We start from the raw sequence: 22,769 nt of genomic DNA on the forward strand, positions 1-22,769 counted from the left end.
CCCCATGATTGATCCAGACGTCAAAGCCCAGCTTTCGAGCTACCGGCAGTCGATCGACAATATCGACGCTGCGCTCGTCCACATCCTGGCCGAACGCTTTCGCTGCACCAAAGAGGTCGGCGTTTTGAAGGCCAAGTACAAGTTGCCGCCGGCCGATCCGGCGCGCGAGGAATACCAGATCGCCCGACTTCGGCAGCTTGCCGAAGATGCGCATCTGGATCCGGATTTCGCCGAGAAGTTCTTGAACTTCGTCATCACGGAAGTCATCCGGCATCACGAGCAGATCGCTGCGGATCACGCTGAACAAGGCGCCGCAGCAAAATGAACCAATACCGCCTCACGAAGCGGTCAAGAAAAGCCTAAGGAGTAAATGACATGGCACTGAAAATTCGTCTCGCCCGCGGTGGTTCCAAGAAGCGCCCGTATTATCACGTTGTTGTTGCCGACGCCCGTTCGCCGCGCGATGGCCGCTTCCTCGAAAAGCTCGGTTCCTGGAATCCGATGCTGGCCAAGGACGACGCAAAGCGCGTTGAACTGAACGCCGAGCGCGTCAAGCACTGGCTCGACAACGGCGCGCAGCCGACCGACCGCGTTCTGCGCTTCCTCGACGAAGCCGGCGTTGCAAAGCGCGAGGCCAAGAACAACCCGGAAAAGGCAAAGCCGGGCAAGAAGGCCCAGGAACGCACTGCCGAGAGGGCTCAGAAAGCTGCCGACGCAGCTGAAGCCGCCGCTTCCGCAGAATAATCCCGGGATCATATCCCGATCGGACGGGCGGCATGGCGACATGCCGCCCGTTTTCATTTTCATTCCGGCAGACTTCGTTTATGAGAAGCCAGATTTCCGGCTTCACATGAAGGGCCCCATGACAAAGCTTGAAAACCCCGTACTGATGGCAACGATCGGCGGTGCGCAGGGCATCCGCGGCGAAGTGCGCGCCAAGGCTTATACGGCCGATCCGACCGCACTCGGCGACTATGGTCATTTGCACAGCATGGACGGGCGGACATTCGAGATCCTCGAAATCCGCGAGATGAAGAATGTCGTCGTCGTTCGCTTCCGTGGCATCAATGACCGCAATGCGGCCGAGGCGCTCAACGGCCTGGAGCTCTACATCGAACGCGGCAACCTGCCGGACGACGAACTGGAGGAAGACGAATTCTTCTATGCCGATCTGGAAGGGCTGGAGGCAGTGGACGACAAGGGCGTCAGCTACGGCACCATTACCGGCGTTTTCGACTTCGGCGCGGGCGACCTGCTGGAGCTTAAGGGGCCGGGCAAGCGCCCGGTGCTCATCCCCTTCTCCGAAGCGTCGGTTCTCGAAATTGATCTCGAAGACGGCACAATCCTGATCGATCCGCTGGCGGCGGGACTTGTCGATGATCCGCAAGAAATCTCCAAGCTCGCCTCCGGCAAGCCGAAGAAAAAGAAGTGAGATTGCGATGGGTTTCCGGGCGACCGTCCTGACACTCTACCCGGAAATGTTTCCGGGGCATCTGAGCTATTCGCTCGCCGGCAAGGCGATGGAGCGAGGGCAATGGTCGCTGGATAGCGTGCAGATCCGGGATTTTGCGACCGATAAACACCGCACCGTCGACGACACGCCGGCAGGCGGTGGCGCCGGCATGGTGCTGAAGCCTGACGTGTTGGCGCGTGCGATCGACAGCACTTGCGAAAATGATGCTCGTCCGCGGCTTTTGATGAGCCCGCGCGGCAAGCCGCTGACGCAGAAACGGGTGCGCGAGCTTGCGGCGGGCCAGGGCGTGATCATCGTCTGCGGCCGTTTCGAAGGTGTCGATCAGCGGGTGATCGATGCGCGGGAGCTTGAAGAAATTTCGATCGGCGATTACGTGCTTTCGGGCGGCGAGCCCGCCGCCTTAGTCGTTCTCGACACGATCGTGCGCATCCTGCCAGGCGTCATGGGCAATGATCTTTCCGGGCTGCATGAGAGTTTCGAAGGCGGGTTGCTGGAGCATCCCCACTACACCCGGCCGCAGGAATGGGAAGGCCGCGAAATTCCAGCGATCCTGACCTCCGGCAATCACGGCGCCATCGAAAAATGGCGACATGAGCAGGCGGTTGCCTTGACAAAGGAAAGGCGACCGGACCTTCTGAAGGACTGAAAGCCGGAAAATCCGTGCCTCCGCCTTACAAAAATGTCGTCCAAGGGATGACAAGGCCCAGGCTTTCGTGTAGTAGCGCACGCGGAAATGGGGCTAGCCCCGTCTGCCAGCAAACAAAGAATGGCGAATCCGCTCCCGCCCGCGAAGGGCAAAATCCCGAGGCAATCCCAAAGGATCATGTGTCGAGCGCTCTGGCTGTTTCAGAAGAACCAAAGGTTAAGACGATGAACATCATTCAGCAGCTCGAGGCCGAACAGGCCGCCAAGATCGAAGCCAAGCGCACGCTTCCGGAATTCTCCCCGGGCGACACGCTCCGCGTCAACGTCAAGGTTACGGAAGGCAACCGTACCCGCGTTCAGGCCTATGAAGGCGTCTGCATCGCCCGCTCCGGCGGCGGCCTGCAGGAAAACTTTACGGTCCGCAAGATTTCCTACGGCGAAGGCGTCGAGCGCGTATTCCCGATCTATTCTCCGATGATCGAAAGTGTCGAAGTCGTTCGCCGCGGTAAGGTCCGCCGTGCGAAGCTCTACTACCTGCGCGACCGTCGCGGCAAGTCCGCCCGTATCGTTGAGAACACCGGCACCCGCGCCCGCAAGCTCAACGACGCCGAGCGCGCTGCTGTTGCCGAGGAAAAGGCACGAATCGAAGCCGAAAAGGTTGCAGCAGCTCAGGCTCTCGCAGCCGAAAAGGCAGCAGCCGAAGCCGCAGAAGCAAAGGCAGCAGCTGAAGCTGCAGCAGCCGCTGCAGAGCCCACAGCAGAATAAGCTCTGGGAACGCAAAATTCTTTACACGAAAAGGCGGTCTTTGGGCCGCCTTTTCTGTTTTGGGCCTGCGGCATCGGGGCCGATGCTCTTGCCATCGGCTTCGCAACTATGACAATTTCCCCAAGCCACATTTCATTGGAGATTTCTGATGCCGTTCCGCCGCACCATTCTTGCAGGCCTCGCCGCTCTCGTTCTTTCGCCATTGGCGGCCCTTGGTGCCGATCTGCCGGATCTTGGCGGCAAGACGGTGGTCGTCGTTACCGAGAATGCCTATCCGCCGCTGCAGTTCGTCGACCCCAAGTCCGGCAAGCAGATCGGCTGGGAATATGACGCGATGAACGAGATCGCCAAGCGGCTGAACTTCAAGGTCGAATATCAGAACACGAGCTGGGACGCGATGATCCAGGCCGTCTCCGACGATCAGTACAACATCGGCATGACCGGCATCACCATTAAGGACGACCGCAAGCAGAAAGTGGATTTCTCCGATCCTTATATGCGCTCGCAGCAATTCATGCTGGTCCGGGGCGATGAGAGCCGCTTCACGGACGCGAAGACCTTCGGTGAGTTCAAGGACGGCCTGGTAGGCGCGCAGCCGGGCACCTCGCCTTTCTACACGGCCGTCTATGAAATCCTTGACGGCAACGAGCAGAATCCGCGTATCAAGCTCTTCGAAACCTTCGGCGCGACGGTCCAGGCGCTCAAAGCCGGAGATGTCGATGTGGTGCTGACCGACAGCGTTGCCGCGAAGGGGTATGTCGATGCCTCGAACGGCACGCTCAAGGTGATCGGCGGCCCGCTCGGCACCGAGGATTTCGGCTTCATCTTCCCCAAGGGCTCCGATCTCGTTGCCCCCGTCAACGCCGCGATCGCCGCATTGAAAGCCGACGGCACGCTCGACGCACTGAACAAGAAGTGGTTCCTCGACTACAAGATGGGCGAATGATGCAGGTCAGCCGCTGATGGCCCTGCAGCCTTCTCCTGCCGGAAATCTCAAGGGCGACTATCCGTGGTGGCTGGTCGCCCTTGCTGCGATCGGCGTCATCCTTGCTATCGTCATCGTCGCCAACGGCATCTATGCGCAGGTCTTCCGCACCGTCGTCAACGGCGTATGGGTTACCGTCTTCGTGACGTTGGTCGCCTTTGCGCTGGCGACATTGCTTGGCCTCGGCATCGCTCTTCTCGGGCTTTCCGATAGCGTCGCGCTGCGCCAAGCATCCCGCTTCTATATCGAGATCATCCGCGGCATCCCGATGCTCGTGCTGCTCTTTTACGTGGCCTTTGTCGGCGCTCCGGGCATTGTCGCCGCCTATAATTTCCTGATCACGCCATTTGTGAAAGCCGGATTGGCCGAACCGATTCTCGTGCGTGACCTATCACTGATGTGGCGTGCGATCATCGCCCTGATGATCGGGTATTCCTCTTTTATTGCCGAGATTTTCCGCGCCGGCATCCAATCGGTCGACCATGGACAGATCGAAGCGGCAAAGGCGCTGGGCCTGTCGCGCTACCACCGCTTCCGGCTGGTTGTCTTTCCGCAGGCGATCCGCGTCATCTTTCCGCCGCTGTCGAACGACTTCGTCTCGATGGTGAAGGACAGCTCCCTCGTTTCCGTGCTCGGCGTTTCCGACATCACGCAGATGGGCAAGGTCTATGCCTCCGGCTCCTTCCGCTTCTTCGAGACCTATTCGATCGTCACCTATATCTATCTGATCCTGACGATCGGTTTGTCGCTCGCGCTGCGGCAGATCGAGCAGCGGATGCGCAAAGCTCACAGCCGGTAGCGCTGACATGATTCGAATTGCCGTTTGCGAGAAAAATCGCTATATGCACGCCCATGGAAAGCAAGTTCAGGTGCATTGGCGCGCATATTTTTGTGCTGCAGGATCATTATCGCCTGCCGGCACGCTTCTTTGCGACCGTTTCCGGTGCGCTCAACAGCCGACTTCGCTGATCGAATGATGGCCGGCGGGCCTTCCGCCTATTCCTTTTCCCATTGCATCCAAAAACGGACTGAAATGCCATGAGCGCACCGCGTACCCTTTACGACAAGATCTGGGACGACCACCTGGTCGACGAACAGGCAGACGGCACCTGTCTTCTCTACATCGACCGCCATCTGGTCCACGAAGTGACCTCTCCGCAGGCGTTCGAAGGCCTGCGCATGACCGGCCGCAAGGTTCGTGCTCCCGAAAAGACGCTTGCCGTCGTCGATCATAACGTTCCGACCTCGCCTGATCGCCATCTCGGCATCAAGAACGAGGAGAGCCGCATCCAGGTCGAGCAGCTTGCCAAGAACGCTGCCGAGTTCAAAGTCGAATATTACTCCGAGAACGACAAGCGTCAGGGCATCGTGCACATCATCGGGCCGGAACAGGGCTTCACCCTTCCGGGCATGACGATCGTCTGCGGCGACAGCCATACGTCGACGCACGGCGCCTTCGGCTCGCTCGCCCACGGCATCGGCACGTCCGAGGTCGAGCACGTCCTGGCGACACAGACGTTGATCCAGAAGAAGGCGAAGAACATGCTGGTGCAGGTCGACGGAAAGCTTCCGGCCGGCGTCACCGCCAAGGACATCGTTCTCGCCATCATCGGCGAAATCGGCACGGCCGGCGGTACCGGCTACGTCATCGAATATGCCGGCGAAGCGATCCGTGCGCTGTCGATGGAAGGCCGCATGACGATCTGCAACATGTCGATCGAAGGCGGCGCCCGCGCCGGCCTGATTGCGCCCGACGATACGACCTTCGAATACATAAAGGGCAAGCCGCGCGCGCCGAAGGGCGAGGCCCTGGAACAGGCGATTGCCTACTGGAGGACGCTGAAGTCCGACGAAGGCGCACATTTCGACCGCATCGTGAAGCTCAACGCCGCCGAACTGCCGCCCATCGTCTCCTGGGGCTCTTCGCCGGAGGACGTCGTCTCGGTTCAAGGCGTCGTTCCGAACCCGGACGAGATCCAGGACGAAACCAAGCGAGGCTCCAAGTGGCGCGCACTTGACTACATGGGCTTGAGGCCAGGCACGCCGATCACCGAGATCAACATCGATCGCGTCTTCATCGGCTCCTGCACCAACGGCCGTATCGAAGACCTTCGAGCAGTTGCCAAGGTCGTCGAAGGCAGGACAGTTGCTTCGACCGTCAACGCGATGATCGTTCCCGGCTCCGGCCTCGTGAAGGAACAGGCCGAAGCCGAAGGCCTCGACAAGATCTTCAAGGCAGCCGGTTTCGACTGGCGTGAGCCGGGCTGCTCCATGTGTCTCGCCATGAACGACGACCGCCTGAAGCCGGGCGAGCGCTGCGCCTCGACGTCCAACCGCAACTTCGAAGGCCGTCAGGGCTTCAAGGGCCGCACGCACCTCGTTTCGCCGGCCATGGCTGCCGCTGCTGCAATCGCTGGCCATTTCGTCGATATCCGCGAGTGGAACTGAAGGATTCTGCCTCCCTCTCGGTCCGAGAGGGAGGCATGCCATCTTAAGAAGACAAGATGGGCATTCGGTGAGACAATAGTCTCCTGGCCTTTTTCAGGTGAGCGGCATGAATGCGTCAAAAAAGTCTTCGCCGAAGTCCCTTCGCCTTTTTCTTCTGCGCCACGCAAAATCCGCTTGGCCGGACGATGTCGCAGACCACGACCGCCCGCTTGCGAAGCGCGGGCGAAAGGCCGCGCCCTTGATCGGCGCCTATATGACGCGCGAAAAGCTCTTCCCGGATCTCGCCTTGGTGTCGACGGCGCGGCGCGCACAGGAAACATGGAAGCGTGTAGCGAAAAAACTTTCCGCCTCGACTGTGGAACGCGATGTGCCGGATTTATACGAAGCCTCGGCAACGCGCATTGTCGGCCTCCTCCACAAGATTGAGCCGTCGGTCCGAACGGTCATGCTTGTCGGACACAATCCCGGTTTTCAGGACCTCGCGAACAATCTCATCGGCAAGGGCGATCCGGAGGCTTGCGCCCGCTTGAAGGAGAAATTCGCCACTGCCGGCATGGCGATCATCGCGTTCGAGGAAAATAGCTGGGCGGATATATCGCCCGGAAGCGGACGTCTCGAGCGCTTCGTGACACCGCGTGAACTCACGTGAGCAAACGTCTCCTCCTCCCCGCAATGGAGGAGGAGGAGATGGAAGGTCTCTTGATCAGAACGTTGCCGTATAGGGCTCCGGTCCCATGCGGGCATTCCTGTCGTCAAGCTTGGCAATCGCTGCCATGTCCCCGGCATCGAGCTTGAAATCGAACACCTTGAAGTTTTCCTCGATGCGCGACGGTGTCACCGACTTGGGGATCACGACAAGACCGCTATCGATATGCCAGCGGATGATGACCTGCGCCGGTGTCTTGCTGTGCTTCTTGGCGATTTCACCGATAACCGGGTTGGCGATGAATTTTCCCTGACCGAGCGGACTCCAGGATTCGGTAACGATATTCAGTTTCCGGTGCGCGTCCTGCGCCGCCTTCTGCTGAAAATCCGGGTGGAGTTCGATCTGGTTGATGACCGGAACCACGCCGGTATCGCCAATGATGTGATCCAGATGATCCGGATAGAAGTTGGAGACGCCGATCGAACGAGCACGGCCTTCTTCCCTGATCTTGACGAAGGCCTTCCAGGTTTCGCGATAGAGTCCGCGGTGCGGCGACGGCCAGTGGATCAGGTAGAGATCGACATATTCGGTGCCAAGCTTCTTCAGGCTGCCCTCGAGGGCGCGCAGAGCGCTGTCGTAACCCTGGTCGGTGTTACGAAGCTTTGTCGTGATGAAAACATCCTTGCGGTCGAGACCGGAGGAACGCACGCCCTCGCCGACACCCTCTTCGTTGTCGTAGCCCGAAGCCGTGTCGATATGGCGGTAGCCGGCTTCGAGGGCCTTGCGGACTGTCGGAGCCGCGACCTCCTGTGGCGTCTGCCATACGCCGAGGCCGACCTGGGGAATGGAATGTCCGTCATGGAAAGTGATGATGGGTTGATTGGCCACAATATATCTCCGGAAGTTTGAAGGATTGGAGGGGCATGAAATTGAATCCGCGAACGGATTTCCCGGCATGCCATTCAGCCTGAGCGCCGGTCAAAACGGATATAGGAGACGGTGCGCAGATTATCACCCCTGATGCCTCAGAGAACGCGTACGACGGTCCCCTTGCGCATGTGCGGCAATAGCCGGCGCATGTCGCGCGGATGGACGGCGAGGCAACCTGCTGTCGGCTCATAGCCCGGCCTGATGAGATGGAAAAAGATAGCCGATCCCCGATTGCGGGCGCGGGATGTGATATTCCAATCCATGACGAGACATATGTCGTAGAGTCCGTCCTTGCGCTTCAACTCTTCATGGCTTGGACGGAAGGGCGCTCTGACGAGGCGATTGTAGTTCGGATCGCCGGGCTGGTCGCACCAGAGCATGTCCTGACGGATGCGGCGGAGCAAGAGCGGTGTTTCGAGGCGGCTCGGACGTTCGCCGCGGCAAAATCCGTAAAGCAGCTTCATTGAAGCAATCGGCGTTGCACCGTCGCCCTCGCGCTTCAAGATGGTGCGGCCGGAACGGCCGATTGCGGCGGGAAGGACGAAAGAACCGCATTGAACCAGTGCGCGGCTTTGCCTGCCGGGCGCGGGACGCACAATAATGGTGGATGATACCGTTCTTGCGCTTCGCCTTGTTTTCTCCATTTTTCTCACATGTTTTTGTTTTGCTTGGGACTTCGATTGAAATCACATCGGCCCTGGCCCGGCAACAGCACGTCTCCCGGTCTTTGCCAGCGATCGAAATATGGCGTAGGACTTGATGAGACGGAATCTGAGGAACAGAACCGCATGACCGCACGCACCATTCTACTGGTGGACGACGACAACGACCTTCGCGAAACCCTGACGGAGCAGCTTGCGCTCTATGATGAGTTCACGGTGCTGCAGGAGGCGACGGCCGGCAAGGGCATACAAGCTGCGCGCAACACGCCCGTCGATCTGCTGATCATGGATGTCGGGCTGCCGGATACGGACGGACGCGAAGCCGTGAAGCTGCTGCGCAAGGGCGGCTTCAAGGCGCCGATCATCATGCTGACCGGACACGATACGGATTCAGATACGATCCTCGGCTTGGAGGCCGGCGCCAACGACTATGTCACCAAGCCGTTCCGCTTCTCGGTGCTTCTGGCGCGCATCCGCGTCCAGCTTCGGCAGCACGAACAGAGCGAGGACGCGACCTTCACAGTCGGACCCTATCTCTTCAAGCCGAGCCAGAAGCTGTTGACCACCGAAAACGGCCAGAAGATTCGCCTCACGGAGAAGGAAGCGGCGATCATCCGCTATCTCTATCGCGCGGAACAGAAAGTAGTCACCCGGGACGTCCTTCTCGAAGAGGTGTGGGGCTACAATTCCGGCGTGACCACCCATACGCTTGAAACGCACGTCTACCGCCTGCGCCAGAAGATCGAGCGCGATCCCTCGAACGCCGAAATCCTGGTAACGGAAAACGGCGGCTACAAGATCGTACCGTAGGGCAAAGAGCCGCATGGCGCTGACAGACGATATCAACATGCTTTCGCAGCAGCCGCTCTTCAAAGGCATGTCCGCCGACCAGTTGCGGCTGGTCGCCTTCGGCGCCGACCGGCGTTTGATTTCCACCGGTCAGATGCTTTTCCGCGAAGGATCACCGGCGGAAAGCGCTTATGTCGTCGTCAGCGGCGCGCTGGAGCTCAGCACGACAGGCCCAGATGGCCATCCCAAGGTCGAGCGCATCGCGGGCCAGGGCACGTTACTGTCCGAACTCGCTCTGGTAACGCTGGTGGAGCGCAAATTCACCGCCGTGGCGCGGGAGGATTCCAGCGTCATCCGCATCACGCGAGCGCTCTTTTACAGGCTGATCGAGGAGTATCCAGATGCGGCCCGCCTCATAGAAAGCCGCATTCGCGACAACATCGCGGAATTGGCGGCACGGGCGAGCGCACAGCTTCACCGCTTTTCGTAGATCTCAGAGTTTGAAATGCGCGGTCACGGGCACGTGATCGGACGGACGGTCCCATCCGCGAGCCTCCTTCAGGATGTCGATGCGCTGGAGCAGCGGGCCGAGGTCCGATGACGACCAGATATGATCGAGGCGGCGGCCGCGATCGGCAGCCTCCCAGTCCTTGGCGCGGTAACTCCACCAGGTATAGAGCTTCTCGTGCGACGGCACGTGCTGGCGCATGAGATCAAGCCAGGCTCCGCGCTTGATCGCCTCCAGCAGACCCCCGGTTTCGACCGGCGTATGGCTGACGATCTTCAGCATCTGCTTGTGCGACCAGACGTCGTGCTCGAGCGGCGCAATGTTGAGATCACCGACGAGGATCGCCGAGGTATTGGCTTCGCCGTTGGCCTTGAGCAGTTTCATTTCCTCGACGAAATCCAGCTTATGGGCGAACTTCGGATTGATGGCCGGGTCCGGCTCGTCGCCGCCGGCGGGCACATAGAAATTATGCAGCCGGACGCGGCGCCCTCCACGCTCGAAGACCGCCGAGATATGGCGCGCGTGGCCGACATTTCCGTAATCCAGGCGATCATCCTCCTGGAGCGGGATGCGCGAGGCGATAGCGACGCCATGATAGCCCTTCTGGCCATGCACGATGATGTGCTCATAACCCATGGCGCGCAGAGGGGCCGCCGGAAAGAGCTCGTTTGGAACCTTGGTTTCCTGCAGGCAGAGGATATCCGGCCTATGCTTGAGGACGAACTTTTCGACGATCGGCATGCGCAGCCGCACCGAATTGATGTTCCAGGTGGTAATCGAGAAGCTCATGCCATTGCCTTTCAACGAGACTGGAAAGGCCTTAGAGCAAAGGGGCTGTGGATGGAACGTCCACAAGCAAAAACGCCCGGCTTTCACCGGGCGTTTTTCACAGAAAGTCATATGGCATCAGTCACGGGAAGCGGCAGTACCTGGAATGCTTTCGTACGGCACTCTGAAGACCTTCTGATCAAACTGAACGCCGGTCCTGACATTGAACACCATCACGGACGTGTCCTTGCCCTGATTATCGGTGATCGTCCACTGACGCAGATCGTAGGTCTTCGGATCGAACATCATCGTAATCGTCGAATTGCCGAAGATCGTCTTATTGCCAAGCGCGATCGTCGTCAGGTCCGATTCTTCCTTTACGCTCTTTACCGAACCGTCCGACAGGTTGATCCTCCGTGCAAGCAGCAGGCTGAGCGGCGTCTTGGAAAGCGGATAAAGGCTCCAGGTCTTCAGCTTCAGGTTACCGACCGCAACATTCCTACCGTCCGAGATCACCCGGATCGGCGACGGATCGTTATAGTTGAAGCGCAGCTTGCCGGGACGCTCGATGAAGAATTTGCCGCCCGTCTGCTCGCCGCGTGGTCCGAACTGCACGAATTCGCCTTGCATGGTGGCTACGTTGGAGAAATGGTTGGCAATCGCCTGTGCCGTCGAAGAACCGCCGGCCGCTGCCTGCGCGAAGGCGTCGAAAGGCGCTGCAGCCGAAACAGCCGCGAGAGCCATGGCGCCGAGAAGGTGACGGCGGTTCAGCAGCAAGCCACTGGAATGGAAATCGGAGTTGGTCATCTAGGTCTCCTATGATGCGACCTGCATGCTGCCGAAAGGCGGCGTCTTCATGGCGCAGAAGCATCGCTGCAGAAGGTAACGTTTCCGAGGCGATCAGGTTTCCGTGAAGTCATTGCCCCGGCAGATTTTTTCAGCCTCTAGCGATCGAGGATATCGCCTTCGGTCGGAACCAGGATTTCGCGCTTGCCTGCGTGGTTTGCAGGTCCGATGACGCCTTCCTGCTCCATGCGCTCGATCAATGATGCGGCGCGGTTGTAACCGATGCCGAGACGACGCTGGATGTAGGACGTCGAGGCCTTGCCGTCGCGAAGCACGATGGCGACCGCCTGGTCGTAGGGATCGTCGGAATCCGCCAGATTGGACGTCCCCGCCGGACCGCCGTAATCATCGTCCTCGTCGTCATCAGCGGTGATCGCATCGAGATATTGCGGTGCGCCCTGGGTCTTCAGATAGGAAACGATCTCCTCGACTTCCATATCAGCCACGAAGGGACCATGGACGCGCTGAATGCGCCCGCCGCCAGCCATATAGAGCATATCGCCCATGCCGAGCAGTTGCTCGGCGCCCTGTTCGCCAAGGATCGTGCGGCTGTCGATCTTCGACGTGACCTGGAAGGAGATGCGGGTCGGGAAATTAGCCTTGATCGTGCCGGTAATGACGTCGACGGACGGACGCTGGGTCGCCATGATGACGTGAATACCGGCGGCGCGCGCCATCTGCGCCAGACGCTGGACGGCGCCTTCAATATCCTTGCCGGCGACCATCATGAGGTCAGCCATTTCGTCGATGATGACGACGATGTAGGGCATCGGCTGCAGGTCGAATTCCTCGGTTTCGTACATCGCTTCGCCGGTGTGGCGGTCAAAGCCTGTCTGCACGGTTCGGGAGATGGCTTCACCCTTGGCCAGCGCCTGCTCAACGCGCGCATTGAAGCCATCGATGTTGCGGACGCCGATCTTCGACATCTTCTTGTAGCGCTCTTCCATCTCGCGGACGGTCCATTTGAGCGCGACGACAGCCTTCTTCGGATCGGTGACCACCGGCGACAGCAGATGCGGAATGCCATCATAGACCGAGAGTTCGAGCATCTTCGGGTCGATCATGATCAAGCGGCACTGTTCCGGCGTCAGACGGTAGAGCAGCGAGAGGATCATGGTGTTGATGGCAACCGACTTACCGGAGCCTGTCGTACCGGCAACCAGCAGGTGAGGCATCTTCGCGAGATCGGCGATGACGGCCTCGCCGCCGATCGTCTTGCCGAGTGCCATGGCGAGCTTCGCCTTCGAACCTTCGAAATCACGCGATGCGATCAGTTCGCGCAGGTAAACAGTCTCACGCGTTGAGTTTGGCAATTCGATGCCGATCGCGTTGCGGCCAGGGACCACAGCGACACGGGCGGCGATCGCGCTCATGGAGCGGGCAATGTCGTCGGCAAGGCCGATAACGCGTGAGGACTTGATGCCCGGGGCCGGCTCGAGCTCGTAAAGTGTGACGACTGGGCCAGGGCGGACATGGATGATTTCACCCTTGACGCCGAAGTCTTCCAGGACGCCTTCGAGCATGCGGGCATTCTGCTCCAGCGCATCGGCGGAAAGCGATGAGTCACGGATGACATTCTTTGGTTCGGCGAGCAGATGAATCGAGGGAAGCTGGAAGCCTTCCGGACGAATGAAGGAACCCTGCGATTCGCGTTCGATGCGGGCACCGGGCTTCGGACGCGAGATCTGCGGCACGACGCGCGGCTCGGGCTTGCCGCCGGCGGCCTTTGCCGGCGCACGTATCATCCAATCATCTTCGTCGTCATCCGGCAGAATATCGGCCGGACGCGGAGGCATGTCGCTATCGAATGGCACTTCGCCATCGTCGTCGTCGAGCGAAATCGAGGGCGCAGAGACGACCCGGCGCGGCGAACTGACGCGCGGTTCCATCGACGGCTCCAGGCGCTCGCTGCGGCCTGCCGGCGCCTTGGCGCGGACGGGCTCGTTCAGGGTACCGAATTCATCATCGTTGAAGTCATAGGGCGATTCGAAATCGCTCTGGCGGCGCTTGCGTGGCGCCATGCCGAGGATGCGGCGCATCCGCGCTTGGCTCATATACCAGGCATGCGTTAGCGCTCCGAACGCAAGCCAGCCGCCGCCTTCGTCGTCCTCGTCCTCGTCGGCATCACCAACCGAGCGGGCCTTGGAAGGTATAGCCATGAGTGCATCGCCCTCATCCTCTTCAGCTTCCGTGCGGCCGACGATGCCGGCAGCAAAGAGCATCATCCAGGCGGTGGGCAGCGCGAACACGCAGCCGACAGCCGTCGCGAACGCGCCACTCGGGTAGGCGCCGACGAAGAGAGCCGGAAAACGAAGGATCATATCGCCGATGACGCCGCCGATGCCGTTCGGGATCGGCCATGTCAGCGGCGGCGGGAAGCAGCCGATCACGGCAGACGAAAGGATCGAGCCGAGAGCCCAGGCGCCGGCCCGTTGAGGAATGCGGCTAAGGCGGCGGCCTGAAATCAATGCCAAGGCCCAGGCGACGACCGGCAACAGCGCCACGACGCTTGCAAGGCCGAAGAACTGCATCGCGATGTCAGCAAAGGCGGCACCGCCATATCCCAGGACATTTGCCGGCGGATTGCCGGTCGCGTAGGAATAGCTCGGATCTGTGACGTTCCATGTCGCGAGTGCCGCGACCGCGAGCGCCAATAGCAGGAAGATTGCAAAGCCCAGGAGAGCCTGCGCCTGCCGGAACACGAACCCTGAGAGGGAGAAACGGTCCGGCCGGCTATCCATCACCGGCGACGTGCTTCTTGCCATATACCCAACCCGTCCAATGCTGAGCGCGCGAATCGCCGAGGGCGTCGCCACGCAATATGCGTCCGCCCCACCTAATCAAAGGAGGGTTAAAGCGATGTTAACCATGAGAGACTGGACAAGCCGGACCGGCAAATAAAAAGGCCCGAACCTAAGGTCCGGGCCAAGATGCAGCCTATAGATAGGCCGCGACGGGCTGTTCAGCGGCGCCCTTTGCCGGGCGCCGCTGTCCCTGCGATCAAGAAGAGTGGTAGGCGGCTTCGCCATGGGTCGACAGGTCGAGACCTTCGCGTTCTGCCTCCGGGGTTACGCGCAGGCCGACGATGAGGTCGACGATCTTGTAGAGGATCGCAGAGCCGACGCCCGACCAGACGAGGGTCGTCAGGACGCCCTTTAGCTGAGCCCAGACCTGAGTTGCCGTACCGGCGTAGGATGCAGCAAAGTCCGGCGTCGAGTAGTCGACGATACCTGCGCCGCCGAGCGCCGGGTTGACGAGAATGCCGGTGCCGATGGCGCCGATGATGCCGCCAATGCAATGCACGCCGAAGACGTCAAGGCTGTCGTCGTAGTTGAACTTGTTCTTCACGACGTCGACGAAGAAATAGCAGGCCGGCGAAACGATCAGGCCGAGAACGATCGAGCCCATCGGACCTGCAAAGCCTGCTGCCGGCGTAACGGCTACGAGACCGGCGACAGCACCCGAAGCGGCACCCAGCATGGAAGCCTTACCGCGGGCGAAGGTTTCGACGATGCACCAGGAAACAGCGGCAGCAGCCGCTGCGACGAAGGTGTTGATCATCGCGAGCGAAGCATAGGAGTTGGCCTCGAGGTTGGAACCGGCGTTGAAGCCGAACCAGCCGACCCACAGAAGCGATGCGCCGACCATGGTGAGCGTCATCGAGTGCGGAGCCATGATTTCCTTCTTATAACCCGTGCGCTTGCCAAGCATGATGGCGCCGACAAGGCCGGCAATACCGGCATTGATGTGAACGACCGTGCCGCCGGCGAAGTCGATTGCACCATAGGAGAAGATCAGGCCGGACGGCGAGCTGTAGGAGCTCGGACCACCCCAGAACCAGACCATGTGCGCCATCGGGAAGTAGATGAAGGTGACCCACAGGACAACGAACAGCATGACGGCGGAGAACTTGATGCGCTCGGCAAACGCACCGACGATGAGGCCGGGCGTAATGCAGGCAAACGTCATCTGGAACACGATGAAGGTGTATTCCGGAATTGCGACGCCCTTCGAGAAGGTCTCGGCGAGCGACGACGTGTTGACGCCGGCAAGGAAGGCCTTGGAGAAACCGCCGATGAAGCTGTTCAGCGAACCGCCGTCGGTGAAGGCCAGCGAGTAGCCGTAGGTGACCCAGATCAGCGACACAACGGCGGTGATCATGAAGACCTGCATCAGCACGGAGAGCATGTTCTTGGCGCGTACGAGGCCGCCATAGAAGAGAGCCAGGCCGGGAATGGTCATCAACAGCACGAGCGCCGAGGAGACGAGCATCCAGGTATTGTCACCCTTGTCCATGGTGAAGGCCGGAGCCGCTGCAGCCGCGGCATCGGCAGCAGCCGGCGCGGTCTCCTGCGCAAAGGCGACGACCGGCGCCAAGAGCGCGGCAGACGCAGCCCCGAGCCGCGCAAATGTGGAAGAAAACTTCGAAATTGACATTGGAATAAAGCTCCTTGCTCAGCCGTTCTTACAGCGCTTCGGTATCGGTTTCGCCCGTGCGGATACGGACGGCATGGTCGATCGAGTAGACGAAAATCTTGCCGTCGCCGATCTGGCCGGTCTTGGCCGACGACGCGATGGCTTCGACGGCCTTGTCGACGATTTCTGATGCGACTGCGATTTCGATCTTGAGCTTCGGCAGGAAGCTGACCGCATATTCCGTACCGCGATAGATTTCGGTATGTCCCTTCTGGCGTCCGTAGCCCTTCACTTCGGTCACGGTCAGGCCCTGGATGCCGATCGCCGTGAGGGCTTCGCGGACCTCATCGAGCTTGAACGGCTTGATAATGGCCATCACAATTTTCATCTGGTTTTCCCATCCTTCGTTATCCTCGGCGCGGAGCCGACTCTCCTTGCCGCTGACGTTCACGAACAGCGACTGGGGATCTACATTCAAAGGGCGTGCCAGTTTCGAGGCAGATTATAAGTTATTGAAAAGTAAAGAGTATAATGAACGATGCTATTTAAGAGGCAAATGTCAGGGCAACAACCGCCCAAATAATGCCCAAATTTGCAAATTTGCACATTTTTTATTCATTTGCCTTTTTCCGAATCAAACCTTCCTGCGCGACTGACGCAATCAGAACACCCGACCGGGTAAAGAGGCTACCGCGCGTGAGACCGCGGGCACCAAAAGCCGATGGGCTATCTTGTGTGTAAAGCAGCCAATCCTCAAGTTTATCAGGCCGATGAAACCACATGGAATGGTCAAGGCTCGCAACCTGCAGGCTCTGGTCGAAGATCGACGTCCCATGAGCGTAGAGCGAGGTATCGAGCAGCGTCATGTCGGAGAGATAGGCAAGCACAGCAGCTTGATAGAGCCGGTTATCCGGGACCGGCCCTGTCGCGCGCACCCAGACATCCTGTCGGGGATCGAGCTTCTTGTCGGAAAAATAGTGTGTCAGCGAAACCGGCCGGATTTCGATCGGCCGTTCGCGCTCCCAGTATTTGCGCACAGCCGCCGGCGCATGCGCGAGATACTGCTCCTTGATCTGCTGTTCGCCGAGCAATCTTTCCGGCCTGGGGACATCGGGCATCACGATCTGATGATCGAAGCCCGGTTCCTCGACCTGGAAGGAGCACGAGAGTGCAAAAATCGCCTTGCCGTGCTGGATTGCCACCACCCGGCGCGTGTTGAAGCTCGATCCGTCACGGATGCGCTCCACCTGATAGACGATCGGTACGGAAGGATCGCCCGGCCGCATGAAATAAGCATGCAGCGAGTGAACGAAGCGCTCTGTCTCAATCGTCCGCTGGGCAGCCATCAATGCCTGACCGATCACCTGTCCGCCAAAGACGCGCTGCCAGCCGACCTGCGGACTGCGGCCGCGAAAGATATCGACTTCGATCGGCTCGAGATCGAGCGTCGCGAGCAGCGTTTCCATGGCAGTGGGTTTGGCCGCGTCTTCCATCATTTGTTCAGCTCCCAACGGTAGGAAGTGGGGATGCGATGATCTATATAGATCATCATTGTAATCACAAGGCGCGGAGAGCGGGCGATGCAGGACATGCTGGTTGTTGGCGGAGGTTACGTCGGCCTTTCCGCGGCGGTCGCCGTCAAGCAGGCTGCCCCCCACCTCGATATTGCGGTCGTTGAAGCAGCGCCTGAGAATGCCTGGCAGAAGGATATGCGCGCCTCGGCAATCATCGCCGCGGCAACGAAGATGCTGGAAGTCTTCGGCATCTGGGAGGAAATCAAGCCTGAAGCCCAGCCGATCACCAAGATGATCGTGACCGATTCGAGGACAGCCGACCCGGTCCGCCCGGTTTTCCTGACCTTCGATGGTGAAGTGGAAGATGGCCGCCCTTTTGCGCACATGATCCCGAACGCCGTCCTGGTCGGCGCGTTGCGCGGCGTCTGTGACCGGCTCGGCATCGAAATCCGGCATGGACTGAGCGCCACCGGCCTGAAGACGGAAGAAAACCGGATCTCCGTGACGTTGTCCGATGGCAGCGCACTGGAATCACGCTTGCTCGTCGCCTGCGATGGGGTGCGCTCGAAGCTCCGCGATCTTGCAGGCATAAAGACGGTCAGCTGGGATTACGGCCAGTCAGGCATCGTGGTAACCGTCGAGCACGAGCGGCCGCACAATGGCTGCGCCGAGGAGCATTTCCTGCCCTCCGGTCCCTTTGCGATCCTGCCGCTCACCAACAACCGGTCTTCCCTTGTCTGGACCGAGCAGGCCCACGATGCCGACCGGCTTGTTGCCGGCGACGACCTGATTTTCGAAGAGGAACTGGAGCGCCGTTTCGGCCACAAGCTCGGCGCGCTCAAGGTGATTGGCGAAAGGCGCGCCTTCCCGCTCGGCCTGACGCTCGCCCGGGCCTTCGTGGCGCCGCGCTTTGCACTTGCAGGCGATGCAGCCCACGGCATTCACCCGATTTCCGGCCAGGGCCTCAATCTCGGCTTCAAGGACGTGGCAGCATTGGCAGAAACCATCGTCGAGGCCGACCGGCTCGGGCTCGATATCGGCTCGATCAATATTCTCGAGCGCTACCAGACTTGGCGCCGCTTCGATACTTTCCGCATGGGGGTGACGACCGACGTGCTGAACCGGCTGTTCTCCAATGACGTGATGCCGGTGCGCATTGCCCGCGACGTCGGCCTGGGCATCGTCGACAGGATCCCGAGCCTCAAGTCCTTCTTCATCGGGCAGGCGGCCGGGACCGCGGCCAGGAACAATCCGCGGCTTTTGGCAGGCGAGACGATCTAATCGTCCAGCCCCCGCGCCTCTGACACCAGCATGATCGGGATGCCGTCACGAATCGGATAGGCAAGGCGCGCCTTTTCCGAGACGAGTTCGTTGTGCTCGCGGTCATAGCGGAGCGTGCCCTTGGTGAGCGGACAAACAAGGAGCTCAAGCAGTTTCGGATCAACACGGCTGAGTTTTTCGTCCATACCCGATGATTTACTGCAAAACCGTATCGGAGTCACCGAAGACCCGCGCGAGCACGATTTCTGTGATTGCGATCAGGGTTTCCGCCCTGGTTTTGAGATCGGGAGCCTCCAGCAGCGCCTGTTTCTCTGCAGGGCCAAAGGGCGACATCATCGCAAGCGAATTCACGAGCGTCAGATTGCTGGCGCGCTCGACGCTTTCCCAGTCGGCCTCCAGCTTGTTCGCATCGAGGTAGGCCCTGAAAGCGGAAAGCAAAGCGCCACGATCGACGGCATCTTCTTCATCGCGTGCGGAAAGATCGGAAATGAAGGGAGCGATGCGGAAGCTTCTGAACGGCTCATGCGTCATTTTCTCGCCAAGCAGGCGGAAACGGCAAACGCCCGTTAGCGAAACGATATAGCGCCCGTCGCCCGTCTCGGCGAAAGAGGTGATCCGCCCGATGCAGCCGACGGGAGCAAGATGAGGTTCGCCGCTTTTGTCGCCCGCCGTCGAATCATTGTCGCCAAGCGCCGGCTGGACCATGCCGATCAGCCGGTTGCCAGCCAGCGCTGCGTCAAACATCGCGAGATAACGCGGCTCGAAAATATTCAGCGGAAGCTGTCCCGTAGGCAGGAGAAGAGCGCCGGTCAGAGGAAAGACGGCGATCGAATCTGGCAGATCGCCGGGCTTTAAATATCTTGCATTCCCGACTTGCATCAAAACTTGTCCCACAACCAAGCGGCAGGAGCGAAACGATGCTCCCTGTCCTGCCTGTGAAATGTGGTGCCCTTGCCCAAAAACGCAAGGGCAAGGCTTTGAAAGTTACGAGAAGAGCATCGCCGAAAGCTTGCGCCGCGCGGACACCGTTGCCGGATCCTTGAAGCCCCAAACTTCGAAGAACTGCAGGAGTTGGCGGCGTGCGCCGTCGTCATCGAAGGTCCGGTCCTTGCGCATGATATGGAGCAGATGCTCGGCCGCCTCGTCGCGCTTTCCCTCGACGTTCAGGATCTTGGCAAGCTTCATGCGCGCATCGTGGTTATCCGGATCGACCGCAAGGTCCTGTTCCAGGGCGATTGGATCACCGAGCTTGCGGGCTTCTTCGATCTGATCGAGCTTCGTGATGACGGCCTGAATCCCGGCGTCCTTGGCAAGCTCTTCCGGCAGATCGGTCAGCGCTTCGCGAGCGCGCTGATGCTGGTTGGCGGCAATCATGCATTCGGCCATCCCGGCAAGCGCCTTGGCATTTTCCGGATCGGCTTGCATGATCGCGCCGTAGAGTTGCGCGGCACCATTAACGTCGCCCGCGGCCAGGAGCCCCGCAGCCTCCTCGAGCACCGCTTCGATCTCCGCAGCCTGATCTGCACCAGCAGGACCGGCGATGCGGTCGATGAACTGGCGAACCTGGCTTTCCGGCACGGCACCCATGAAGCCATCGGCCGGGCGGCCGCCGACGAAAGCGATCACGGCCGGGATCGACTGGATGCCAAGCTGGCCTGCGATCGACGGATGGTCGTCGATATTCATCTTCACGAGCTTCACGCGGCCTTGCGCTTCATTGACCACTTTCTCGAGCACTGGCGTCAATTGTTTGCACGGGCCGCACCAAGGCGCCCAGAAATCAACGAGCACGGGCTGGTTGCGCGATTCCTCGATGACGTCCTTCGTGAAAGTGGCGGTTGTCGTATCCTTGATATGTCCGCCGCCTGCCGCCGGCTGTGGCGCCGAACCGAAATTCGCCGTTGCCGACATCTGACTGCCGAAGGAATTGCTGTAGGAATTGTCGCTGCCGCTCATTGGTATCTCCCGCCATGCCGGTTGCCCGGCTTTTTCTAGCGCTAAAATCGTATGTCAGGCCGTCACTTTCAAGACAAGCGGCTTATGGCCGGTCGCTTCCATGAAGCGAATGAGATCTGCGCTTGCAATCGACGTCGTCGCATCGTTGGACAACGGATGGCAATTGACGACCTCCTCCTTCATCAAGTCCGCATCGAGCACGAAGGTCACATTGTTGCCCATGTCGTTGATGGCGCCAAAGGCGGTGACCGCGCCGGGGATCACGCCAAGATATTCCATCAGCTTTTCCGCCTTGCCGAACGAAACCTTGCTGGCGGCGCCGATCAGCCCATGCACGGTCTTGAGATCGACAACGGCATGTTCCTCGACCGTCAGCAGGAAGAACTGATCCTTCTTATCTTTCACGAAAAGGTTTTTTGTATGCCCGCCGGGAATAGCATCGCGCAGCGACACCGATTCGGCCACGGTGAAGACTGGAGCATGCTCATGCGTGCTGTGCGCGATGCCGAGCCCGTCGAGGAAGGCGAAAAGTTCGTTCTTGTTTTTCGGCTTGGCTTCAGTCATCGCGGCATCCGTGCGGAAAGAAGGAGATAAGGTGCCCCTGATTAAGTCGGAGGGACGTGTTTTGCAATGTTCGGGATCGACGCTTATCCCTGAATTTGCGGCAGTTTGCGAAAGCGCCTCTGAAATCGTGGAATTTTTCTTGGCCTTTGCGTGATTTCCCTGTTGCATTTAAAAATCGATTGGGCCATATAGCGCCCGTCGCCGCAAGGTGGCAGCCCACGGTCCACCAACTACCCCGGACCGATGCGGATTGAGCGGGTGTAGCTCAGGGGTAGAGCACAACCTTGCCAAGGTTGGGGTCGAGGGTTCAAATCCCTTCGCCCGCTCCAGTCTCCAAATTGTCCATACCGGAGACATAGGTAACAAAACGTACCTAACACATGGGTGACAACCTCGTGCCGAACGGGTTGTCGATGGTTTGCAAGGTCCTCTGCTCCAGGTCGATATATCCCAGATCATAATGCATGAAGCTGACGAGCCAAATGCCGTCGTCGACTTCCTTGAGCCCCAGTTTCTGGCCGGCCAGCACGGTCGGGATGTTGATCTTCTTGCGATAGATGCAGATGCGGCTCGCAATTGGTCACCAGCGCATCTCTGTCGTGGACAGGGGTAGTCGCCCAACCAGGCCACAAGCCATCGTCGGAAGAATTCTCTTTTTGCCGGCAGTGCCGGGGGCGGTCGCACCTGGGCCACCATCGCAACGCTCATTCAGATCCGCCAAGATGAACGACGTCGATCCGCTGGCATGGCTGACGCAGGCCCTCGAGCGCATCGCAGCGGGTGGCCAGCCAGCGAAATCGAAACTTTCATGCCGTGGAATTTTGCAACGTATCGGCCTTGGTTCATCGCTTGCTATGCAAGGCGACCGGTTTAGGCCACTATGAAATCGTAGCGGCCGAATTTTCCGTCGCTCGTCGCCCCGACATCGAGCAACAAGGCTGCGTTGAATATCCGGTCACGTTCATTGTCCGGCTCACCGGGAAAATAGAGCTGCGTCGTCAGCACTTTTCCGCCGGGCCGTTGGACTTTCAGGTGGTAATGCCGGGTGCGGCCAGGATAGACCCCTGGCACGATCGTCTCAAACCACCATTTGCCTTCAGCATCGGTGAATTGATGTCCGCGGAGTTTGTATCCGCTGTTGTCATAGCTGCCAATCTCATTGGCATGCCATAACTCGATCAACGCTTTTGCCACGGGCTGGCAGTTCTCGGTCAGCACGTAACCGGCAAGCGTCATCCTTTCACCGCCCGGTGCATCGCTCGCGAAGTCCTGTTTTTCAGGGCTCTCCCGGGTGAAATACGGGCCTTCGGTCTGCGCTGGCGTCAGATCGTCGTCATCATCGCAAGTTGGTGTAAGCGACAGCTGCGCAGGAGCGCCGGCTGCATGGCCGAGTCTCGGGAGCACAATCGGCGTGGCAACGAAGCCCATAAGGAAATGTCGCCGGGTCGGCATGGCGTTGTATCTCCCCTAACATGGAAACCAAGATCCTTGCGGCTCCATTGGGCAGAAGTGGGGCGGGTCGCTAGGAATTTGGGTACTCAATAGTTGTAGCGGCGCGCATGGCCCGAATGC

At 59.7% G+C, this 22,769-nt stretch carries 25 protein-coding genes, 1 tRNA gene and 1 pseudogene; 14 read left to right on the top strand and 13 right to left on the bottom strand.

Annotated elements, in window-relative coordinates:
* The first annotated feature begins 4 nt into the window (after nucleotides 1-4).
* From ISN39_RS18140 to ISN39_RS18180, 9 genes are all read left to right on the top strand, one after another.
* The gene (locus ISN39_RS18140; RefSeq protein WP_022717348.1) at nucleotides 5-325 is read left to right on the top strand and encodes a chorismate mutase; all 321 of its coding nucleotides are present in this window, start codon (nucleotides 5-7) and stop codon (nucleotides 323-325) included.
* A gap of 50 nt (nucleotides 326-375) precedes the next feature.
* Entirely contained in the window at nucleotides 376-744 is a 369-nt protein-coding gene (gene rpsP / locus ISN39_RS18145) for a 30S ribosomal protein S16 (protein ID WP_022717347.1), read from the top strand.
* 118 nt (nucleotides 745-862) lie between these two features.
* Nucleotides 863-1,432, top strand: coding sequence for a ribosome maturation factor RimM (gene rimM, locus ISN39_RS18150; protein ID WP_028739973.1), 570 nt, complete (start codon nucleotides 863-865; stop codon nucleotides 1,430-1,432).
* Nucleotides 1,433-1,439: 7 nt separating this feature from the next.
* Entirely contained in the window at nucleotides 1,440-2,120 is a 681-nt protein-coding gene (gene trmD, locus ISN39_RS18155) for a tRNA (guanosine(37)-N1)-methyltransferase TrmD (RefSeq protein ID WP_194728411.1), read from the top strand.
* 224 nt (nucleotides 2,121-2,344) lie between these two features.
* On the top strand, nucleotides 2,345-2,884 hold the full coding sequence (gene rplS / locus ISN39_RS18160; protein WP_074069966.1) for a 50S ribosomal protein L19: 540 nt from the start codon (nucleotides 2,345-2,347) through the stop codon (nucleotides 2,882-2,884).
* Nucleotides 2,885-3,032: 148 nt separating this feature from the next.
* Entirely contained in the window at nucleotides 3,033-3,830 is a 798-nt protein-coding gene (locus tag ISN39_RS18165; RefSeq protein ID WP_194728412.1) for a basic amino acid ABC transporter substrate-binding protein, read from the top strand.
* Nucleotides 3,831-3,846: 16 nt separating this feature from the next.
* Nucleotides 3,847-4,668, top strand: a complete 822-nt coding sequence (locus ISN39_RS18170; RefSeq protein WP_074069968.1) for an amino acid ABC transporter permease — start codon at nucleotides 3,847-3,849, stop codon at nucleotides 4,666-4,668.
* 239 nt (nucleotides 4,669-4,907) lie between these two features.
* The gene (gene leuC / locus ISN39_RS18175; protein WP_074069969.1) at nucleotides 4,908-6,317 is read left to right on the top strand and encodes a 3-isopropylmalate dehydratase large subunit; all 1,410 of its coding nucleotides are present in this window, start codon (nucleotides 4,908-4,910) and stop codon (nucleotides 6,315-6,317) included.
* A 106-nt stretch (nucleotides 6,318-6,423) separates the two neighbouring features.
* Nucleotides 6,424-6,966 carry a histidine phosphatase family protein gene (locus tag ISN39_RS18180; RefSeq protein ID WP_194728413.1) on the top strand — a complete coding sequence of 181 codons (543 nt, stop codon included), beginning with the start codon at nucleotides 6,424-6,426 and terminating at the stop codon, nucleotides 6,964-6,966.
* Nucleotides 6,967-7,020: 54 nt separating this feature from the next.
* On the opposite strand, the gene ISN39_RS18185 is transcribed toward ISN39_RS18180, so the two are convergent.
* Nucleotides 7,021-7,851, bottom strand: a complete 831-nt coding sequence (locus ISN39_RS18185; protein ID WP_194728414.1) for an aldo/keto reductase — start codon at nucleotides 7,849-7,851, stop codon at nucleotides 7,021-7,023.
* Nucleotides 7,852-7,988: 137 nt separating this feature from the next.
* Nucleotides 7,989-8,537 (bottom strand): L,D-transpeptidase, encoded by a 549-nt coding sequence (locus tag ISN39_RS18190; protein WP_194728415.1) that lies wholly within the window; start codon nucleotides 8,535-8,537, stop codon nucleotides 7,989-7,991.
* Nucleotides 8,538-8,681: 144 nt separating this feature from the next.
* Between ISN39_RS18190 and ISN39_RS18195 the strand changes: the two genes are divergently transcribed.
* Both ISN39_RS18195 and ISN39_RS18200 read left to right on the top strand, forming a co-directional pair.
* Nucleotides 8,682-9,365: a response regulator transcription factor gene (locus tag ISN39_RS18195; protein WP_039846414.1), complete on the top strand. Its 684-nt coding sequence runs from the start codon at nucleotides 8,682-8,684 to the stop codon at nucleotides 9,363-9,365.
* Between the two features lie 13 nt (nucleotides 9,366-9,378).
* On the top strand, nucleotides 9,379-9,834 hold the full coding sequence (locus tag ISN39_RS18200; protein WP_074069973.1) for a cyclic nucleotide-binding domain-containing protein: 456 nt from the start codon (nucleotides 9,379-9,381) through the stop codon (nucleotides 9,832-9,834).
* Nucleotides 9,835-9,837: 3 nt separating this feature from the next.
* Here ISN39_RS18200 and ISN39_RS18205 read toward each other — a convergent pair whose 3' ends face one another.
* From ISN39_RS18205 to tesB, 6 genes are all read right to left on the bottom strand, one after another.
* Nucleotides 9,838-10,641 carry an exodeoxyribonuclease III gene (locus ISN39_RS18205; protein ID WP_194728416.1) on the bottom strand — a complete coding sequence of 268 codons (804 nt, stop codon included), beginning with the start codon at nucleotides 10,639-10,641 and terminating at the stop codon, nucleotides 9,838-9,840.
* Nucleotides 10,642-10,758: 117 nt separating this feature from the next.
* On the bottom strand, nucleotides 10,759-11,427 hold the full coding sequence (locus ISN39_RS18210; protein WP_194728417.1) for an outer membrane lipoprotein carrier protein LolA: 669 nt from the start codon (nucleotides 11,425-11,427) through the stop codon (nucleotides 10,759-10,761).
* Between the two features lie 137 nt (nucleotides 11,428-11,564).
* Nucleotides 11,565-14,231: a DNA translocase FtsK gene (locus tag ISN39_RS18215; protein WP_194728418.1), complete on the bottom strand. Its 2,667-nt coding sequence runs from the start codon at nucleotides 14,229-14,231 to the stop codon at nucleotides 11,565-11,567.
* Nucleotides 14,232-14,466: 235 nt separating this feature from the next.
* On the bottom strand, nucleotides 14,467-15,903 hold the full coding sequence (locus ISN39_RS18220) for an ammonium transporter (RefSeq protein WP_074069976.1): 1,437 nt from the start codon (nucleotides 15,901-15,903) through the stop codon (nucleotides 14,467-14,469).
* Nucleotides 15,904-15,931: 28 nt separating this feature from the next.
* Complete coding sequence (locus ISN39_RS18225; RefSeq protein WP_027511789.1) at nucleotides 15,932-16,270, bottom strand: P-II family nitrogen regulator; 339 nt, start codon at nucleotides 16,268-16,270, stop codon at nucleotides 15,932-15,934.
* A 223-nt stretch (nucleotides 16,271-16,493) separates the two neighbouring features.
* On the bottom strand, nucleotides 16,494-17,378 hold the full coding sequence (gene tesB, locus ISN39_RS18230) for an acyl-CoA thioesterase II (RefSeq protein ID WP_194728419.1): 885 nt from the start codon (nucleotides 17,376-17,378) through the stop codon (nucleotides 16,494-16,496).
* A gap of 84 nt (nucleotides 17,379-17,462) precedes the next feature.
* Here tesB and ISN39_RS18235 point away from each other — a divergent pair, with 84 nt between their 5' ends.
* The gene (locus ISN39_RS18235) at nucleotides 17,463-18,677 is read left to right on the top strand and encodes a ubiquinone biosynthesis hydroxylase (protein WP_194728420.1); all 1,215 of its coding nucleotides are present in this window, start codon (nucleotides 17,463-17,465) and stop codon (nucleotides 18,675-18,677) included.
* Here ISN39_RS18235 and ISN39_RS18240 read toward each other — a convergent pair.
* From ISN39_RS18240 to ISN39_RS18255, 4 genes are all read right to left on the bottom strand, one after another.
* Nucleotides 18,674-18,862: a Trm112 family protein gene (locus ISN39_RS18240; RefSeq protein ID WP_074069979.1), complete on the bottom strand. Its 189-nt coding sequence runs from the start codon at nucleotides 18,860-18,862 to the stop codon at nucleotides 18,674-18,676. The genes ISN39_RS18235 and ISN39_RS18240 overlap by 4 nt on opposite strands.
* A gap of 10 nt (nucleotides 18,863-18,872) precedes the next feature.
* A complete protein-coding gene (locus ISN39_RS18245; protein WP_074069980.1) occupies nucleotides 18,873-19,556 on the bottom strand; it encodes an LON peptidase substrate-binding domain-containing protein in 684 nt (227 codons plus the stop codon).
* A 105-nt stretch (nucleotides 19,557-19,661) separates the two neighbouring features.
* The gene (trxA, locus tag ISN39_RS18250) at nucleotides 19,662-20,633 is read right to left on the bottom strand and encodes a thioredoxin (RefSeq protein WP_074069981.1); all 972 of its coding nucleotides are present in this window, start codon (nucleotides 20,631-20,633) and stop codon (nucleotides 19,662-19,664) included.
* Nucleotides 20,634-20,687: 54 nt separating this feature from the next.
* Complete coding sequence (locus ISN39_RS18255; protein ID WP_074069982.1) at nucleotides 20,688-21,197, bottom strand: prolyl-tRNA synthetase associated domain-containing protein; 510 nt, start codon at nucleotides 21,195-21,197, stop codon at nucleotides 20,688-20,690.
* A gap of 254 nt (nucleotides 21,198-21,451) precedes the next feature.
* Here ISN39_RS18255 and ISN39_RS18260 point away from each other — a divergent pair.
* Nucleotides 21,452-21,526 (top strand) — tRNA-Gly (locus tag ISN39_RS18260).
* Between the two features lie 264 nt (nucleotides 21,527-21,790).
* Nucleotides 21,791-22,071, top strand: a pseudogene (locus tag ISN39_RS18265) (transposase domain-containing protein); the annotation flags it as partial.
* On the opposite strand, the gene ISN39_RS18270 reads toward ISN39_RS18265, so the two are convergent.
* On the bottom strand, nucleotides 22,068-22,649 hold the full coding sequence (locus tag ISN39_RS18270) for an intradiol ring-cleavage dioxygenase (protein WP_194728421.1): 582 nt from the start codon (nucleotides 22,647-22,649) through the stop codon (nucleotides 22,068-22,070). The pseudogene ISN39_RS18265 and the gene ISN39_RS18270 overlap by 4 nt on opposite strands.
* Nucleotides 22,650-22,769 lie beyond the last annotated feature (120 nt).

The organism is Rhizobium sp. 007 (assembly GCF_015353075.1).
GTDB lineage: Bacteria > Pseudomonadota > Alphaproteobacteria > Rhizobiales > Rhizobiaceae > Rhizobium.